Source organism: Streptomyces sp. NBC_00273 (assembly GCF_036178145.1).
In the GTDB taxonomy this organism is placed as follows: Bacteria; Actinomycetota; Actinomycetes; order Streptomycetales; family Streptomycetaceae; genus Streptomyces.
This window is the reverse complement of record NZ_CP108067.1, coordinates 10,024,510-10,041,749: the sequence shown is the minus strand read 5'-3', so window position 1 is coordinate 10,041,749 and position 17,240 is coordinate 10,024,510. Positions and strand designations below refer to the sequence as shown.

General features: G+C 67.7%; 13 protein-coding genes and 1 pseudogene. 7 read left to right on the top strand and 7 right to left on the bottom strand.

Annotated elements, in window-relative coordinates; translation table 11 throughout:
* Positions 1 to 25: 25 nt before the first annotated feature.
* The gene (locus OG386_RS45505; RefSeq protein WP_328793077.1) at positions 26 to 2,386 is read left to right on the top strand and encodes an arylsulfatase; all 2,361 of its coding nucleotides are present in this window, start codon (positions 26 to 28) and stop codon (positions 2,384 to 2,386) included.
* A gap of 411 nt (positions 2,387 to 2,797) precedes the next feature.
* Here the strand turns inward: OG386_RS45505 and OG386_RS45500 are convergent, their stop codons facing one another.
* From OG386_RS45500 to OG386_RS45485, 4 genes are all read right to left on the bottom strand, one after another.
* A complete protein-coding gene (locus tag OG386_RS45500) occupies positions 2,798 to 4,708 on the bottom strand; it encodes a helix-turn-helix domain-containing protein (RefSeq protein ID WP_328793076.1) in 1,911 nt (636 codons plus the stop codon).
* Between the two features lie 139 nt (positions 4,709 to 4,847).
* On the bottom strand, positions 4,848 to 6,236 hold the full coding sequence (locus OG386_RS45495) for an MFS transporter (RefSeq protein ID WP_328793075.1): 1,389 nt from the start codon (positions 6,234 to 6,236) through the stop codon (positions 4,848 to 4,850).
* Positions 6,237 to 6,644: 408 nt separating this feature from the next.
* Positions 6,645 to 7,919 carry a tyrosine-type recombinase/integrase gene (locus OG386_RS45490; RefSeq protein WP_314246237.1) on the bottom strand — a complete coding sequence of 425 codons (1,275 nt, stop codon included), beginning with the start codon at positions 7,917 to 7,919 and terminating at the stop codon, positions 6,645 to 6,647.
* A gap of 48 nt (positions 7,920 to 7,967) precedes the next feature.
* Positions 7,968 to 8,126, bottom strand: coding sequence for a helix-turn-helix domain-containing protein (locus OG386_RS45485; RefSeq protein ID WP_314245775.1), 159 nt, complete (start codon positions 8,124 to 8,126; stop codon positions 7,968 to 7,970).
* Between the two features lie 984 nt (positions 8,127 to 9,110).
* On the opposite strand from OG386_RS45485, the gene OG386_RS45480 reads away from it, so the two are divergent.
* The gene (locus OG386_RS45480; protein WP_314245774.1) at positions 9,111 to 9,611 is read left to right on the top strand and encodes a GNAT family N-acetyltransferase; all 501 of its coding nucleotides are present in this window, start codon (positions 9,111 to 9,113) and stop codon (positions 9,609 to 9,611) included.
* Positions 9,612 to 9,673: 62 nt separating this feature from the next.
* Here OG386_RS45480 and OG386_RS45475 read toward each other — a convergent pair whose 3' ends face one another.
* Both OG386_RS45475 and OG386_RS45470 read right to left on the bottom strand, forming a co-directional pair.
* Complete coding sequence (locus OG386_RS45475; RefSeq protein ID WP_314245772.1) at positions 9,674 to 10,159, bottom strand: TrmO family methyltransferase domain-containing protein; 486 nt, start codon at positions 10,157 to 10,159, stop codon at positions 9,674 to 9,676.
* Between the two features lie 71 nt (positions 10,160 to 10,230).
* Positions 10,231 to 11,631 carry a Tat pathway signal protein gene (locus tag OG386_RS45470; protein WP_314245770.1) on the bottom strand — a complete coding sequence of 467 codons (1,401 nt, stop codon included), beginning with the start codon at positions 11,629 to 11,631 and terminating at the stop codon, positions 10,231 to 10,233.
* Positions 11,632 to 11,838: 207 nt separating this feature from the next.
* Between OG386_RS45470 and OG386_RS45465 the strand changes: the two genes are divergently transcribed.
* The 3 genes from OG386_RS45465 to OG386_RS45455 all read left to right on the top strand — a co-directional run bounded on the left by OG386_RS45465 (position 11,839) and on the right by OG386_RS45455 (position 13,698).
* The gene (locus OG386_RS45465) at positions 11,839 to 12,366 is read left to right on the top strand and encodes an ATP-binding protein (RefSeq protein WP_314245768.1); all 528 of its coding nucleotides are present in this window, start codon (positions 11,839 to 11,841) and stop codon (positions 12,364 to 12,366) included.
* Positions 12,367 to 12,520: 154 nt separating this feature from the next.
* Positions 12,521 to 12,829: an IS3 family transposase gene (locus OG386_RS45460; protein ID WP_032759650.1), complete on the top strand. Its 309-nt coding sequence runs from the start codon at positions 12,521 to 12,523 to the stop codon at positions 12,827 to 12,829.
* Positions 12,826 to 13,698 carry an IS3 family transposase gene (locus OG386_RS45455; protein WP_328786315.1) on the top strand — a complete coding sequence of 291 codons (873 nt, stop codon included), beginning with the start codon at positions 12,826 to 12,828 and terminating at the stop codon, positions 13,696 to 13,698. The genes OG386_RS45460 and OG386_RS45455 overlap by 4 nt, the downstream gene beginning before the upstream one ends.
* Positions 13,699 to 14,301: 603 nt before the next feature.
* Here OG386_RS45455 and OG386_RS45450 read toward each other — a convergent pair.
* Positions 14,302 to 15,210, bottom strand: coding sequence for a LysR family transcriptional regulator (locus tag OG386_RS45450; protein ID WP_266599534.1), 909 nt, complete (start codon positions 15,208 to 15,210; stop codon positions 14,302 to 14,304).
* Positions 15,211 to 15,491: 281 nt separating this feature from the next.
* On the opposite strand from OG386_RS45450, the gene OG386_RS45445 reads away from it, so the two are divergent.
* Both OG386_RS45445 and OG386_RS47150 read left to right on the top strand, forming a co-directional pair.
* Positions 15,492 to 16,253, top strand: a complete 762-nt coding sequence (locus tag OG386_RS45445; protein ID WP_252310514.1) for a gamma-glutamyl-gamma-aminobutyrate hydrolase family protein — start codon at positions 15,492 to 15,494, stop codon at positions 16,251 to 16,253.
* A gap of 135 nt (positions 16,254 to 16,388) precedes the next feature.
* Positions 16,389 to 17,219, top strand: a pseudogene (locus OG386_RS47150) (IS630 family transposase); the annotation flags it as partial.
* Between the last annotated feature and the right edge of the window lie 21 nt (positions 17,220 to 17,240).

Sequence of the window (17,240 nt, the reverse complement as noted above, 5' to 3'; positions counted from 1 at the left end):
CGCGCCGCTGGTGGGACGGAGACAGATGGCGCAGTCGTCGTGGAGTGAGTACAGGCCGGGGCAGCGATTCCCGGAGGTGATCGGGCGGACGACCGATGAGTCGAGTCCTGCATGGCCGCAGCCGGTGCGGGCGGTGGCGGGTGCGCCGAATGTGCTGTTCATCGTGTTCGACGACACGGGGTTCGGGCAGTTCGGCTGTTATGGCAGTCCGATCGAGACGCCGCATCTGGACGCGCTGGCCGCGGGCGGGCTGCTGTACAGCAACATGCACACCACCGCACTGTGCTCGCCGTCGCGCTCCTGCATCATCACAGGCCGCAACCATCACGCCAACGGCATGGCCGCGATCACGGAGCTGGCCACCGGCTACCCGGGCTACAACGGGCAGATCCCGTTCGAGAACGGGTTCCTGTCGGAGATGCTGCTGCAGCACGGCTACAACACGTACATGGTCGGCAAGTGGCACCTGATGCCCTCGGAGCAGGAGTCGGCAGCGGGCCCGTACGACCGGTGGCCCCTGGGGCGGGGCTTCGAACGGTTCTACGGGTTCCTCGGCGGGGACACGAGCCAGTGGTATCCGGACCTGGTCTACGACAACCACCAGGTCGAGCCGCCGGCCACGCCGCAGGAGGGCTACCACCTGACGGAGGACCTGGTCGAGCGGGCGATGTCGTTCATCGCCGACGCCAAGCAGGTCGCCCCGGACAAGCCGTTCTTCCTGAACCTGTGCCCCGGTGCGACGCACGCCCCGCACCATGTGCCCAAGGAGTGGGCCGACCGCTACCGGGGACGGTTCGACGACGGCTGGGACACTTACCGCGAGCAGACCTTCGCCCGGCAGAAGCAGCTCGGCGTGGTGCCCGCCGACGCCCGCCTGTCCCCGCGCGATCCGGACGTGCCCACGTGGGAGTCACTGTCACCGGAGGCAAGGCGACTTGCCGCGCGGATGATGGAGGTCTACGCCGGGTTCCTCTCCCATACCGACCACCACCTCGGGCGGCTGGTGGACTTCCTGAAGGAGACCGGCGAGTTCGACAACACGCTGATCATGGTGGTCTCCGACAACGGCGCGAGCGCCGAGGGCGGGGTGACCGGAACCACCAACGAAGTGCAGTTCTTCAACAACGCGCCCGAGACGCTGGAGGAGAGCCTCACGCAGATCGACGAGCTCGGCGGCCCCACCACGTTCAACCACTACCCGTGGGGATGGACCTGGGCCGGCAACACGCCGTTCCGCCGGTGGAAGCGGGAGACCTACCGCGGCGGCACCAGCGACCCGTTCCTCGTCCACTGGCCGGACGGCATCCGGGCCCGCGGTGAGATCCGCGACCAGTTCGCGCACATCGTCGATATGGTGCCGACCGTCCTGGAGGTGCTCGGCATCGAGGCGCCCGCCACGATTCGGGGTGTCACCCAGGCGCCCCTGCACGGGGTCAGCTTCGCGCACACCTTCGACGACGCCGGTGCGGCGAGCCGCCACCGCACCCAGTACTACGAGATGCTCGGGCACCGGGCGATCGACCACGACGGATGGCGGGCGGTCTGCCCCTGGCCCGGCCCCTCCTTCGCCGAGGCCGAGCGGCCGTTCGGCACTCCGATCACGATGGCGGACCTCGACGACCTCGACGCCCACCACTGGGAGCTCTACCACGTCGACGAGGACATTGCCGAGACCGAGAACCTCGCCCAGGGGCACCGCAGCAAACTCATCGAGATGATCACGCTGTGGTACGTGGAGGCGGGCAAGTACAACGTGATGCCGATCGACGGAAGCGTCCTGCAGCGCATCATGACCGAGCGCCCGCAGATCACCGAGAACCGCACCAGCTACACCTTCCGCTCCGGCACCCAGGCCGTGCCCGCCGCAGTCGCCCCCCGGGTCCTCAACCGCCCCCACAGCGTCACCGCCGACGTCGAGATCCCGCCCGGCGGCGCGCAAGGCGTCCTGCTCTGCCAAGGCACCAACGCCGGCGGCTGGTCCCTCTACATCAAGGACGGCCACCTCCACTACGCCCACAACTACGTCCAACGGGCCCTGCACCACGTCGTCTCCGCCGAAACCGTGCCCGAGGGGCGGCACGCGCTGCGCTTCGAGTTCGAGCCCACCGGCGCCCCCGACATCGCCCACGGCATGGGCGCACCCGGCCGAGCCCAGCTCTACATCGACGGTCGCCTCGTCGGTGAGACCGATATGCCGGTCACCACCCCGATCACGTTCAATCCGGGCGGCATGGCCTGCGGCGCCAACCCCGGATCTGCCGTCACCCCCCACTACCAGGCACCGTTCCGCTTCACCGGCACCCTCCGCAGCGTCACCGTCGACCTGTCCGGCGACCTCATCGTCGACGCGGAGAGCGAGATGCGCATGCACATGGCCCGCCAGTGACCCACGGGTGGCCTACAGAGTCGCGGACCAACCCCGCGGATGCGCGAGAAGAGGCGATTCACCGGGCACAGCAGGCCCAACGTAGGCACTCCACTACCGGCCCACAGGGAATACCGCACGGTTCGAATGACGCTCCCCGCCAGCTGGCGGCTACGGCTGAACCACCGAACGCCGCCGCCGCCGCTACGCCAACGACCTCGGCTCCGACGTCAGCGGCGCGCCCACGTCAGCCGCGTACCGCGCAGGGTTCGGGGCACGTGGAGAGCCTCCTGTGCTGTGCGAGGGATCGCGCATGGGGATTGCCGTGACCGTAGTGGGCGGCGGTGCCGGACACGGATGGGGCAGACCTCCACGATCCATTTCGTTCTCGTGGGTGTTAGCGACCTGGCGTCGGCTGCCGGCCGGTGCCGATCAGCCCTCGCCGGTGGGGGACACCTCGTGGACGCGCAGGGCGAGCTGGATCTCCAGGGCGCGAGCTGGGTCCTGCCAGTCACGGCCGAGCAGCCGGCCGATCCGGTCGAGGCGCTGGACCACTGTGTTGACGTGGAGGTGGAGTGCTTCGGAGGCTCTCGCCTGGCTCGTGCCCGCGGCAAAGTAGACGCGCAGGGTGTGCAGCAGTTCGGTGCCGCGGCGGGCGTCGTAGGCCAGGACCGGGCCGAGGATGTGGTCCACGTATCCGGTCAGGTCGGTCCGGTCGCCGAGCAGGACCCCGACGAAGCCGAGGTCCGTCAGGGCTGCGCCTTGCCCCTGGTGGCCCAGCGCGCGCAGCGCGGCGAGGCACCGCGCGGCCTCGTCGTGGGCGGCGGAGAGCGCCTGCGGCCCGGCGGCCGGGCCTGCAGCTCCGACGGTGATCGGGGTGGCCAGGGACTGGCTGAGCTGCTGGGCAAGTGCCTTGGCGAACGCGCCTGGCCCGTCACCGGGACACATGAGGACCACGTGATCCTGGTGGAGTCCGGCCAGTCCGCTGTGCGCGGCCGCGGTCCGGGCCGTCGCCGCGAGCAGTTGCTGCCGGGACGCCGGGTCCCCCTGGAGGACGAGCACGGTGTGGGGGCGGCCGAGGTCGACGCCGAGCCGGCGGGCCCTGGCCGTCAAGGTCGAGCCGCTGACGCCCGGAGTGAGGAGGTCGCCCAGGAGTTCGCCCCGTACCCGGTCCTCGGTCTCCGCCACCGAGCGGCGCAGCATCAGCAGGAGCGCGGTGACCACGGCCGCGCGTTCGAAGAGTCTGCGGTCGGCCTCCTCCAGATCGGCACGGCCGGTGAGGGAGATGCTGCCGAGAAGTTCAGGGCCCGCCAGGACCGCGCACACCCATACGCCGTCGTGCCGGACTGCCCGGCCGTCCGCCCTGGACGCGGCGACCGCGTCCGTGTCGGTGCGGCGGGGGTCGGCTCCGGCGCGGGCGAGTTCGGAGCCCTCGGCGTCGTGGATGACCGTTCCGCCGCGAAGCACCGTCCCGATCGCGGCGGCCACCTCGGCCAGGTCCCCGCCGCGCAGCACCAGGTCGGTGAGCCGGTCGTGGGCCTCCTCGGCCCGGCGCATCGCCTGGTGGTGAGCCTCGATGGTCCGGGATGCCGTGTTGAGTTCGTCGAGCGCGTTGCGGGTCTCCTCCAGCATGCGAGCGCTGTCGATCGCGATGGCCGCGTGGTCGGCCAGCGAGGAGAGCAGCGCCACTTCGTCGGGGGTGAAGGCGCGTGGCGTGCGGTCCGCGGCGTACAGCACGCCGATGACTTCCGTGCCCAGGCGCAGCGGTACGCCGAGGATGGCCCGCAGCCCCTCGTCGAGCACGGCGCTGTCGATGGCGGTCGTGTGCACGAACTGCTGGTCGTCCTGGTAGTCGTTGGTGGTGTAGGGGCGGGCGCATTCGGCGACCAGCCCGCCCAGGCCCTCGCCCAGGCCCAGGCGGACTCGCTGGAAGGCGGCCGAGACCGAGCCGTCGGTGACCCGCATGTAGGTGTCGCCGGCCTGCTCGTCGTTGAGCGAGAGGTAGGTGACGTCGGTGCCGAGCAGGAGTTTGGCGCGGTGCACGATGGCGCGCAGGACTGCGTCGAGGTCGCGCAGCGCGGCCAGGTCGCCGGCGGTGTCGAACAGGGCGGCCAGTTCGGCCTCCCGCCGCCGGTGTTGACCGAGGGTCCGGCGGACACGGAGGGCCACGTTCACGGCGTCCTCGATTGCGGCGTGCTCCCCGGCCGGCAGGTTCGCGGCGCGGGCGCCGGCGGCCAGTGCGCGGATGTCCTCGGCCGGAGCACCGCGGTCGAGGAGGTCGAGGAGGCTCCGCAAGGAGATCCAGGCGGGCCCGGTTCGCTGCGGTTCGGTGGAATGAGGCATCGGGCGATTGTCTCCGTGGTGCTGAATGGGGTGATGCGGCGGGCGGGCCGTGACCGCGTGCCCGGGTGGGGCTGCCCGCCGTACCGCGCCATCGGCAGGACGGCGGTAGGGCGGGCAGTGGGTGGGAAGTTGTGAGGTGTCAGCCGACGGTCTGGATCGGGTCCTCGCTGCCGCGCCCCTGAGCGGGGAGCGTACCGGCCGGGTTGTCCTCCTGGGCCAGGCTACGGCCGCTCGTCTCCTTGGCGATCACCACGGTGACCGCGGTGATCAGGACCGTGGCACCCAGGTAGAGCGACACCGGCATTGAGGAGCCGTGGCCGTGGAGCAGCGCCACCGCGATGATCGGGGCGAGGGCGCCTCCGATGATCGAGGCGAGCTGGGAGCCCATGGAGGCGCCGGAGTAACGGACCTTGGTGTCGAACATCTCGGAGATGAAGGCGGCCTGCGGCCCGTACATCGCGCCGTGCAGGAGCAGACCGATGGTGACCGCGAGAGTGATCACGCCGGCGGACTTGGTGTCCAGCAGGGCGAAGAAGGCGAATGCCCAACCGGCCATGCCCAGCGCTCCGATCAGGGTGACCGACCGGCGGCCGATCCGGTCGGAGAGGGCCCCCCAGGCCGGGATGGTGACGAAGTGGATCGCGGAGCCGATCAGCACGGCGTTCAGGGCGATGCTCTTGGAGAGTCCGAGGTGAGTGGTGACGTACACCAGGAGGAAGGCGGTGAGAATGTAGTAGGAGACGTTCTCACCGAGCCGGGTGCCGATGGCGGTGAGCACGCCGCGCCAGTTCGTGCGGAAGACCTCGGCGACCGGCGCCTTCTCCTTGACGCCCACGGCGGCCTGGGCTTCGGCCTTGGCCTGGGCTTCGAGGAAGACCGGGGATTCGGAGACCGACACACGGATCCACAGGCCGATGACGACGAGCAGCCCGGAGAGCAGGAAGGGTATGCGCCAGCCCCAGGCGAGGAATGCCTCGTCCGACTGGAAGGCGGCCAACAGGGCGAGGACTCCGGTGGCAAGCAGGTTGCCGCTAGGTGCGCCGGCCTGCGGCCAGGAGGCCCAGAAGCCGCGGTTCTTGTCGTTGCCGTGCTCGGAGACGATCAGGACCGCGCCGCCCCATTCTCCGCCGAGCGCGAAGCCCTGGATCAGGCGGAGGAGGGTGAGGAGGATCGGAGCGCCGACGCCGATGGAGGCGTGGGTGGGCAGCAGGCCCATCGCGAAGGTGGCGCCGCCCATCAACAGCAGGCTGAGGACCAGCAGTTTCTTACGGCCGATCTTGTCGCCGTAGTGTCCGAAGACGACTCCGCCCAGGGGACGCGCGCCGAAGCCGATCGCGTAGGTGAGGAACGCGAGAAGGGTGCCCACCATGGGGTCGGTGGTGGGGAAGAAGAGCTGGTTGAAGACGAGGGCCGCGGCGGATCCGTAGAGGAAGAAGTCGTACCACTCGATGGTGGTCCCGATGAGGCTGGCGGCGACGATCCTGCGGATTCCGGTTGCTGATGGTGCGGCTGTTGCGGGGGAGGTCATGTGCACCACTTCCGGGGTCTGCGGCGACGTTTGGTGTGGCCACACCGTAGAAGCCCGCAGGTCGGCAGCGTATGTGGCGGGACATCACATTCAGGCGCCACCTTGTGTACCCAACCACCACACCGCCACCCTGCACACCTTGAAGGCTTCCGGAACGCCCCGCCGACACCTGCCACAAACGCGTGGATCAGCCTGTTTTGCGCCCCTCGTGCTGACTCCCGTGCTGGTTCGGTGCTGACCCGAAAGCCCTTGTCAGCACCTCTGGCGACCCGTCCCGTGCTGGTTCGGTGCTGACTACGCAGCGTTGAACTCGGTCATTCACGGGCGGACCGGACCCTTTGCACTGCCCGTCCGGCGATGCGGCCGGCCGGGCGAGACCGGTCCGCACCGCGATCGCGCCACCGGACGTCAGGCCGCTTGGACCACGGCCTCGAACTCGAGCGGCAGGCTCAGCTCGGTCTCGCGCGTGAAGACCGAATCCATCAGGGCCCTCAGCCGTCCCGGGGCGTCCGGCATCACGTGCGCGTACGTCTCGTGGGTGATGCGTGAATCCCGGTGCCCGAGCCACTCGGCCATATCCGTTACCGGTACGCCCTTGGATAGTCCCGCCGAGGCGAAGAAGTGGCGCAGCCAATGCGGGGTGATCTTCCTTGTGATGCCCGCGCTCTGCTTGGCCTTCCGCCACAGACGGTCGACAAGCGAGTACATGAGGATGTTGGTGCGCCCGACGTTCGAGAAGAGGTAGTCGCCCGGAATTCGATTCACCGCATCCCTGACGCGCAACGTTCCATAACGCTGGACGTGCTCCTGCACCCTGGCAGCGATACTCGGCGGCAGCGGGACCGCTCGACCCTCGTCCAAGTCACGCCACTTGAGATGCCTTACGCAGTGGGCCCGCCCCCGGCCCTTCGTAATCGCCTTCTGAACAGCGGTTCTTGGCTCCTCGTTCTCACCGTCCTGGGTGACCTGACGGTCCACGTAGATCAGCCCCGCCTCGAAGTCAAACTGCTGGAGCGTCACAGCGCACGCTTCGCCTATGCGCAACCCACAGCCGGCCATCAACCACACCAGGAGCTTGTACGGGCCCGGGAGGTGTCTCTCTATGGCTTCGATCTCCTCCAGCGTGGGCAGACGAATGGTCTTCTTCGCCTTGCGTTTCACACGCCGTCGGCTGGTGCGGACGTGCTGGCACGGATTCTTGGTGATGTACTCATTGGCGACGGCGAAGCTGAAGACTCCGGCGAGAGTCTCGTAGCGGTTGATCGCCGTCGACTCCCTGTAGCCACGCTCCTCGACCATCCACTTCAGCCACGCCTGAAGATCCTTCGGTCTGACAGCGCCGATGGCGGTGCCACCAAAGTACGGCTCCACGTGGAGACGCAGGCTCGTCTCGTACTGGTAACGGGTGCCGTTCGCGCGATCCCCCGCCCTGATGAACTCGCGGTACACAGCGACCAGAGGATGCAAAAGACCCGTCGGCGCGATGTACGTACCAAGATCCTTGTCCCGCTCTACCTTGATGGCAAAGACATCAGCCTGTCCCTTCTTCTCGAAGGACTTCTCTCGCTGACCTCCCGCCCTGCCGCCTGGTTCGCGGTACCGGACGGTCCACGGATGACCGCAGCGGGTCTGCCCACACGGGTAGTGAACGTTCCTCGGGTCATCTTTGCACTTCTGCAACACGCGGGCCAAGCTTCAGATTCTCCCTACTGAGCCTCACAGGAGGCTCCCCTATCCGTACCTGCTGTCGAGGTAGGAAACGACATCTCGCTCACGGAATCGGAGGAGCCGGCCTACTTTCTGGGGGCGAAGCCCCCAAGATCGGTACTTGTTCTTCACAGTGACCTCGCTGACCTTCAGCCATTCGGCTACTTCGGCCGGCGTGAGCAACCGATAGCTCCCACCCTGAGCCAATCAAGAACCTCCGGTCTTCTGGCTCGCCCTGCCCCGCAGAACGGAGCGAGCAACTACGGACACGTACGAGGCCATGATGCGAAGAATCCCCGGTTTCGCTAACCGGCGATCCTGGACTATATTGCGCCCAGCCGTCCGAACGATCGGGGTCTCCCCACCACCCACGAAGGCGACTGGTCGACGGTCAGGACAATCACACACCTCTCCAGATCCGGGGCTCCGGATTCCAGGACCGATACTCTTCGGGTGCGCGAGGATGAAGTTCGTAAGCTTGCACTGATTCCTCCCCTGGGCCATTGGAATTGCGGACACTCGTACGTTGACATGTCCTCCGGAAGAAAATCCAGTCATTCATGTCTGCCGTCGACGAATGGGCGGAATAGGGGGCGCTATAGGAACAGGAGAGCGTTGGTGACGTCGCCCACTGCCGCTGCACTCGTTCTTCGGCGAAATCCGAACCAGGCGACCAGGTGCTGCGACCTCCTGCGGCTGGTAGCCAAGGCGCCGACGAGCAGGGCGGCGTGGTGGGCGTGCTCAGGTCAGGATGTGACGGTGTCAGCGCCTACCAGGTCCGAGCGCGCCGGGATCTCGCTTGTGCGACACGGTCGTGCCGAACTACCTGGCCGACACGTCGTACACATTCGGCCGGTAAACGCTCCTTGAACGCCCTTGGCGATGGACAACATCCTCGTGGCGCTCAGCGCCGTTCCCGTTCGTTGCTTCCAGGGGGTTGTCGGTGGCCAAGCGCGTGGCGAAGAAGGGCAGCAGCAGGCCCGTACGACTCACTGCTGGTCGGCTACGGGATGGCTGGCCTGCCCCCAGGAGCACCCGCGTACGACTGGCAACGGCGGCGGACACGGACGCTGTGGACGCGCTGCTGGAAACGGCCGGGGTCCGGCTCATGCCGGCCCTTCGGTAGTCCATCGAGGAAGGCACGGCGGGGCGGCTCTCCTCAACGGCTTGGACGGCACCACCAAAACGTTCCTCGAGGACTTCGCACGTCGTACCGCTGGGCACGCTATGGCCGATTCGATGGCCAGCGTCAGCCTCACCCTGGTGGCCGCAGACCAACAGGACCGAACGGTCGGCGTCCTGGCGGTCACTGCTCCCGGAACCGTCATCGAACGAGCCTTGGACCACGGGTACAGCGATGTGGAGGCGTTGACGCTGAGCGTGGCCATCGGCAAGGTGCATGGGTTGGCAGTGGCCGATGAAGCCCGTGGCCAGGGCATTGCCAGCACTTTGATGAAACGGGCCTGGCAGGTCTACGAACAGCTCGACTACTTCCTGCTGTACGGGTCTTTCGAGACCGAACGGGCCCTGGGCAGCCTCTACACCGGCTGCGGGTACGGTGTGCACGCCGCCGGCCAGGGATTCCTCCTCGACCGAATCGGTCTGCCCTTCGGAGTCAACGCCGGCCCCGACCAGTGCGTGTTCACTCGCTGGCGGCCACGACGCTGAGCCCCCGCTACGCCAGGGGCATGGAGACGCAAGCAGGCACCGTCCTCTGCTCCTTCCCAGGGTCAGGGTCGCTCGGCAGCGGGGTCCCAGTAGTGCTCCAGCATCACTGCCGGCCAGGCCGGGGCGGTGATGGGGCCGCGGGGTCCCATCTGCTCGAAGTAGGGGGCGAGATCGTAGATGGGGGTGCCGTTGACGGCGTCAAGGTCGGTGACGTGCAGATCCCGTCCTTCGACTTTGAGCAGCCGGGGAAAGCTGGTAGCCATTCGGTTGGGGCGCCGGTGGTTTCGGTGCACGAAGGTGCCGGTGGGCTGCCACTCCGGGTTGTTCCGGGGGCTGCGGGCTCCGAGGTGGAGGTCGGCATCGGATCCCAGGTGGAAGCGCCAGGTGACGATCAGGTGGGAGAACTCCTCAAGGCCTTGCAAGGTATCCAGCGGGAGGTCGGGGCGAAGGCGGATGATCGATTCGACTCCGCCCTGGTAGTCATCGGCCGGCTTCTCGTGGCCGCCGACGACATGGGCAACGGCCTCCAACGTGATCGGGTCGTCCACGAAATCCTCCCCTACGACTACCAGCAAGGCCTGGGGGTTCCCCGGTCCGCGCCAGTGCTGTGATGGCGCGGTCAGCGTACCCGGCCGATCACCGTACGGGCGCGGTCGTCCAGTTGGGCCAGCGCCGTTCCTCCGCGGCCTCGGTAAGGAGACAGGGAGCGGCGCATCTGGACCACGGTGTCCAAAGCCCGACCGGACTGGACTCCCTGCATGGTGTCCAGGGCCTGGGACCAGGTGGCGCAGGCCGCATCGACAGCTCCGCGCTGTATCTGCACCGCGCCCAGGAGGCCGAGGGTGACCGCGTGGGTGCGGGCGAAAGGCTGGGCGCGGCGGGTGCGGACGCTGCGCTGGAACTCACGTTCAGCACCGCGGAGATCTCCGAGGCCCTGCAGGGTGCGGGCCGTTTCGTGCGCGAGGCTTGCCTCGGAGAAGAAGAAGACTCGGGCAGGCTCGCCGTCTCCGCTTTCAGCGTGGCGCAGGTCGTCTTCGGCACGCAGCAGAGCGGCAATGGCCTGCTGCTTGTGGCCGGCTACCGCCAGGCTGCGTGCATGAACGACCCCAAGGAGGGAGCGTTCGCGCGGGCTCGCATCCGTGTAGCGGCGGTGGGCGACGGAGGCCTCGGCCAGTCGGAGGGCTTGGGTGGGATGACCGAGGTCTAGGGTCTGGTGCGCCTGGGCCCGGAGGATATGTCCGGCCAGAGGAGCATCGTCGGCTTCGGCAGACAGCCGCAGGCCAACACCGAGCCACTTCTGGGCGAGGGCGTGCTCGGAGGAGTCGAAAGCGGTCCAGCCTGCCAGGTACGCCAGTTCGCCGGCAGCAGTGAACATCTCCTGCCGCGTGTGGTGATCCGGGAATCGGCCGCCGAGATATCCGGCGACGTCGGTCCGGAGATAGGCCACAAGGGCGGAACGGCCGTCCTGGCCGCCGCGGCGCTGTTCACGCTGGGAAAGCAGCTGCGTCATTTCCCGTACGGCGGCTACGTCGTCCGGGCCGACGTGCCATGCGTCCGACGGCTTCCGCGACTGAGCTGTAGTGACGGTGTCCTGCCACCATCGGTCGGACGGCAGGAACATCCCCGCGAGAGAGAAGGCTGCACCCTTCAGGGTGCGGCGGCGCTCCAGGTCCAAGTCGGTCCCCCCGAGATCGACGAGCTGTGCGATCGAGTCGCTGTCCCGGGTTGCGGAACCTGCCTTCTCATCAGGGTCTTTAAGCCCGATGTCGGCTGCCGTGACGACCCGATGGGTCCCTCGGCTGCTCAGCCCTCGCGACAACGCTTCACACAAGATACGGGTCGCCGACGGCTCAGGGTGCGATCCGCGAACCCACTGGTTGACATGCGAAGCCGACACCGCTTTCAAGTCGTCGGCACCGACCTCGGCCGCCACACGCTGCAGATGCCGGGCGGTCGTGGCCTGCGACCAGCCAAGCTGCCGCAGCACGCCCTCCAGCAAGATGTTGCGCTCACGCGGCACCGGAAGCTCCCGTCCACGAAACGATCTTTACGCGCCTTACGCAGTACCGCACCCTCCACGGGATACCCACGCCGAGTGAATCACGGTTCGCTGAGCGTAACGGTAGCCGCAAGAGCCACTTCGTTGGCTGCAGTTCGGCCATCCCCGGCGGCCACCCGAGCGCTCTGCAAGACCGTCCACGACCGCGAAGAGGAACGAGGTGAAGCGATGAACTCCCACCAGATCACGCGCGACAACATGCTCAAGGCACTGGCCTCACCCACCGCCGTCTCGGCCTGTATGAATCTGCCCAGCCGCCCTGAATCCGTAAAAACCGCACGGGACTTCGTCGTGGACCAGTTGGCCTGGTGGGGCCATCCGGACTTGGAATACGCTGCCACGCTGGTCTGCAGTGAGCTGGTCACCAATGCCGTCACGCACGCCAATCCGGACCCTTCAACGAGCGAATGCATGGTCGCGCTCACCCTGGTCCCCGGAGAAGCTCTGATCACCCAGGTAGCGGACCCCCATCCCGCGCCCCCGATTCCAAAGGCCACCTTCCCGGGCACCCTGGCGGAGCACGGCCGCGGGCTGTCCATCGTCACGCAGTTGACCGCCCACTGGAGTGCCTCCCCCAGACCCGACGGGAAGGGGAAGGTCATCAGCGCCTACCTACTGATCGCCGAACAGCCTGCCTGCGCAGCTCGCACCGGAAGCACTTTCCCGATCGCACGCGCCAGGACCGATCGCTCGTGACGCTGCCCGACTTTGACGATCAGGTCCACTGGACCGGACTCGAAGACTCTGAGGCAGAACTGGTACGCGGCTCCTTGTTCAGTCGCACGGTTGGGCTTGATCCGCTTTGACGGACATTCGAGATCAGGGGTTCGTCCCCGGGAGGATGTCCATCATGGAGAGCATGGGGAAGAAGAAGCCTCGCCCTCGCCGTTCGTTCACGTCGGAGTTCAAGGCCGAGATCGTCGAGCTGTGCCGGCGCGGTGACCGCTCGGTCGGTCAGATAGCCAAGGACTTCGATCTGACCGAGACCGCGGTGCGGGACTGGGTCAAGCAGGCCGAGGTCGACGCGGGCGAGCGAGACGGGCTGACCAGCAGCGAGCGTGAGGAGCTGGCCGCGCTGCGGCGGGAGAACCGCCGCCTGCGCGAGGACGTCGACATCCTCAAGCGGGCCACGGCTTTCTTCGCGAAGGAGACCCGGTGACGGTGCACCCGTTCATCGAGGCGGAGAAGCAGAGCAACCACAACGTCAAACGCGCGTGTGAACTGCTCAAGGTCTCCCGCACCGCCTTCTATGCCCGCCGCAACGGAACTCCCGGCCCCCGCGCGGTCCGCGACCTGGAGCTGACCGTGAAGATCACCGAGGCCCACGAGCACTCCCGTGGCACCTACGGGGCCCCACGCCTCCACGCCGTTCTGCAACGCGAGGGCGAAAGATGCGGACGGCGCCGCGTGGCCAGACTGATGCGGGACGCCGGACTCGAAGGCCGGCACCGCAGGCGGCGACACGTGACCACCGCCCCCGACCCGCGGGCCGCCGCGAGGCCCGACCTCATCGGGCGCGACTTCGCACCCGACCCGGCCGCACTCGACGTCCGCTGGTGCGGCGACATCACGTATATCCCGACCGATCAGGGCTGGCTCTACCTGGCCACCGTCATCGACATCGCCTCCCGCCGTGTCGTCGGCTGGGCAACCGCCGATCATCTGCGGACCGACCTGGTCGCCGAAGCCCTTACGACCGCCTGCCGGCGGCGCCGCCCCGCCCGGCCGGTGATCTTCCACTCGGACCGCGGATGCCAGTACACCAGCCAGCAATTCGCGTCCCTGGCAGGTGAGTTCGACGTCCAGCTATCGGTCGGCCGCACCGGACAGTGCTGGGACAACGCCCTCGCCGAGTCCTTCTTCGCGACGATCAAACGGGAACTGCTCGGCACGAAACCCTGGCCCAGCAGGGCTCTCGCCCGCACTGCGATCTTCGAGTGGATCGAGAGCTGGTACAACTTGCAGCGGCTACACAGCAGCCTCGGCTACCGAAGTCCCGCCGAATACGAGACCGTACTCGCGGCCTGACCACCACACCAATGGTGTCCGTCAAAGCGGAGCAAGCTCACTCGACGATGAGGGCCGTATCCGACGCCTCACCCTCATGATGCGCCCGCTCACAGCCGCCACCCGTTTCCTGCGCGTGCTTGGGCCTCGGGTTGCGAGCCGGCAGGGACGGCCGGGCACGGCGGGAGTACTCATCGTGGCGGGCGCATGGCTCGACTCGGTCGTGGCCGGCGGAGATCGGGTCTTCATGCCCATGGCCAGTCCTGATCGGTCACGTCGACCAGTCCAGGTCGACCGCCCACCGGCGTGATCGGCTGTCGGCGGTGTTCCTCCACCGCCGAGGCGTCCATGTCGGGGGGCGACGCTCATGCCCACGCCGGGCTGCCATGTTCGCGGCCACGAGACCGGTGATCAGTCAGCGCCACGATGTCGCAACGTCGAATCACGGCAGCGCTCATACGGAAAGAGGTTTCCGCATCACGTCACTACACGACAGCGGTCAGCACCCCAGGAGCCTCCCAAGGACGATTGTTTGGCAGCACCCGACCTGGGGCGGGCGCCACGATGCATGTATTCACAAATGATCGAATGTGTCAGTGCACCGCCGAACGGCTGGTCGGGGGCTCATGCAATGACTGCCCGGACCTGTGTTGTCAGCATTCGCTCGAGCGCCAGCAGCGCTTCGGGGGCGTGGCGGGTGTCGAGGCGTACGGTGTAGATGAACCGTGTCAGCTCCGGGTTGGCCAGCGGTCTCGCGACAACATTGGCCACACCGCGGGGCAGGGCCAAGCGGGGCAGTACCGCGACACACAGGCCTGCGGCAACGAAGCCCAGGATGGTGTTGAAGTCGTCTCCCTCGTACTTCAGTCGGGCCTCGAAGCCTGATGTCTTGGCCATCTGGGCAAGCAGCTCCAGCCGCAGCGCGGCCTCGGGCGCGGCGACCCACGTCTCGCCGGCCAGGCTCGCCAGGTCGATGACCTCCCGGCTGGCCAGCTCGTGGCCCGCGGGAAGCACCGCCACGACGGGGTCCCGTGCAACCAGGGTCCGGCGCAGTGTGCGCGGCGGCGGCTGGGGAATGAAGTCGTAGTCATAAGTCAGGGCAAGGTCGGCGTCTCCCCGTTTGATCCGACCGTAGCCGGCCTCGGGCTCCAGCTGCGAGAGGCTGACCCGGACGTCGGGGTACGACGTTTGCAACTGCGCGAGAGCCTTCGGGACGATGCTCGTGGCGGCCGAGGTGAAAGCGCCGAGCCGGATCCGCCCGGACGTGCCGGCACGCAGGGCGTCGAGTTCCAGTGCAGCTGCGGCCAGCGCGGAGCGTACCCCTTGTTCGGCATCGAGGAGGACCTGGCCGGCGGGCGTGGGACGCACGGGACGGCGCTCCAAGACTCGAAGGCCTGCGCGGCGTTCGAGTTCGGCGATCTGCTGAGAGACGGCGGGGGCGCTGTAACCGAGTTCGCCGGCGGCGGCAGCGAACGAGCCGTGGCGCACCACGGCCTCCAAGGTGGCGAGCAAGCGGGGATCTGGCATCTGCATGGGTTAAGCCTGACTTACCTCACACAAAGATGTCATTTCTTGTGCTTAAGGAGGAACGCCAGCAGGATTCTGCCACCAGGCAAGGGGCGTGACCCGTCTCGCTCAGTGCCGTGGCCGTCCCCTTACCCATGCCACGAGGTGCACCCGTGCACCGCCGTCCGTGCAACGGAGCCCTGCCGCCCCACCGTGATGCGTTGCCCGCAACCATCGCCGGGCCGGGGTTTCAGGGGGTGGTCAGTCATCTGACTGGATTTGACTGCTGCATGGGAAAGGGGCGCTGCGTGCGCAAGCCACTTATCGGAATCACCACTTACCTCACCGACGCGCGGTGGGGAGAGTGGGAGCTGCCCGCCGCACTGCTGCCCGCGGCGTACGCCACATGCGTTCAGGCCGCCGGAGGCCGGGCCGTCCTTCTGCCGCCCGATGCGCCGGGCGCGGCGGCGGACGTCATCGCGCGATTGGACGGCGTCATCCTCGCCGGAGGTGAGGACCTGGATCCCGCCCTGTACGGGGCCGAGCCCCACCCGTGTGCGGGGACTCCGGTCCCCGCCCGCGACCGGTGGGAGCGCGCTGTCCTCAAGAACAGTCTGGACCGTGACATTCCCGTCCTCGGAATCTGCAGGGGCATGCAGCTGATGAACGTTCACGCGGGCGGCACGTTGATCCAGCACCTGCCCGAGAAGGTGGGTCACGACGGCCACAACGGGTATCTCGGACTCTTCACGCCACATGCCATCACCACCGTGCCGGGCACCCGTCTGGCCTCGCTCCTGCCCGGGACCAGACAGGTGGCCACGCACCACCACCAGGCAGCCGACCTCCTCGGCGCAGGCCTGGCGGTCGCGGCCTACGCCGAAGACAGCACAGTCGAGGCCATCGAAAGCACCCGGCACCACTTCGCCCTGGGCGTGCAGTGGCACCCCGAGATGAGTGCCGACCAAGCAGTGATACAAGCTCTGGTGTCGGCAGCCCGGCAGCGTACAACGGCAGGGTTGCACGAGTCGGCTGAGCGGCAAGCACCGGTCGGTGGCGTTCCCCTTTAACGTCTTGTAACGCCTCGCGCCACTGTCAGCTCGGCCACCACATCCGGCAGCGAAGCGGCAGCTGCCGGCACACCGGCAGCGTCGCTGCCTGCCCTGCACTAGTGACCTGGGTCTGAGGTGTGTCGTGAGTGGGGTATGAGTCGTCCTGGTCCGGAGATTCCGCCGTTGTCTTCTCAGCGGTCGCGGATCGTACTGGAGTGCGCAGAGGGGCACTCGGTCATGGAGGTGTCGCGGCGGCTGCGGATCGCTCCGGAGTCCGCACCTGGCGCGGCGCTCCTTCGAGCACGGCCTGGACGTGCTGGGCGACGAGCCACGGCCGGGTATCCCACGGAAGATCACGGACGCGGATGTCGAGCGGGTGATCGTCAAGACGCTCGAAGAGAAGCCGAAGAACGCGACGCACTGGTCGACCCGGTCGATGGCCGCGGCCACGGCCACGGGCATGTCGCAGTGGACGGTCTCATGGATCTGGCGGCGTTCGCCCTGGCCCCGCACCGGTCGCACACGTTCAAGCTGTCTGACGGGCCCGCTGTTAATCGACAAGGCCCGCGACGTCGTCGCGCTCTGCCTCGACCCGCCGGAGAAGGCCCCTGGTCCTCTGCGTGGACGAGAAGTCGCAGATCCAGGCCCTGGACCGGTCCAAGCCGGTCCTGCCGATGATGCCCAGCGTTCCAGAACGCCGCAGCCACGACTACATCCGTGCCGGCACACCACCCTCTACGCGGCCCTGGAAGTCGCCACCGCAAGTCATCCGATCACTCCCACCGCCGCCACCGGGCCGCCGAGGTCGAGAAGTTCGTGACCAAGCTCGACAAGGGAGTGCCCGCAGACCTCCAGGTCCATCTGATCCTCGACAACTACGCCACCCACAAGACACCGGACGGGAAGAAGTGGCTGCTGGCGCACCCGCGGTTCCACCTGCACTTCACACCCACCAGCGCGTCGTGGCTGAACCTGGTGGAGAGGGGACGCTGCTGGAAGACGACA

Bases quoted from the DNA above. Each gene is read 5' to 3' on its own strand.
- OG386_RS45505 (WP_328793077.1), top strand. From the start codon at position 26: ATGGCGCAGTCGTCGTGGAGTGAGTACAGGCCGGGGCAGCGATTCCCG.
- OG386_RS45500 (WP_328793076.1), bottom strand. From the start codon at position 4,708: ATGCCTCATTCCACCGAACCGCAGCGAACCGGGCCCGCCTGGATCTCC.
- OG386_RS45495 (WP_328793075.1), bottom strand. From the start codon at position 6,236: ATGACCTCCCCCGCAACAGCCGCACCATCAGCAACCGGAATCCGCAGG.
- OG386_RS45465 (WP_314245768.1), top strand. From the start codon at position 11,839: ATGAACTCCCACCAGATCACGCGCGACAACATGCTCAAGGCACTGGCC.
- OG386_RS45460 (WP_032759650.1), top strand. From the start codon at position 12,521: ATGGAGAGCATGGGGAAGAAGAAGCCTCGCCCTCGCCGTTCGTTCACG.
- OG386_RS45450 (WP_266599534.1), bottom strand. From the start codon at position 15,210: ATGCAGATGCCAGATCCCCGCTTGCTCGCCACCTTGGAGGCCGTGGTG.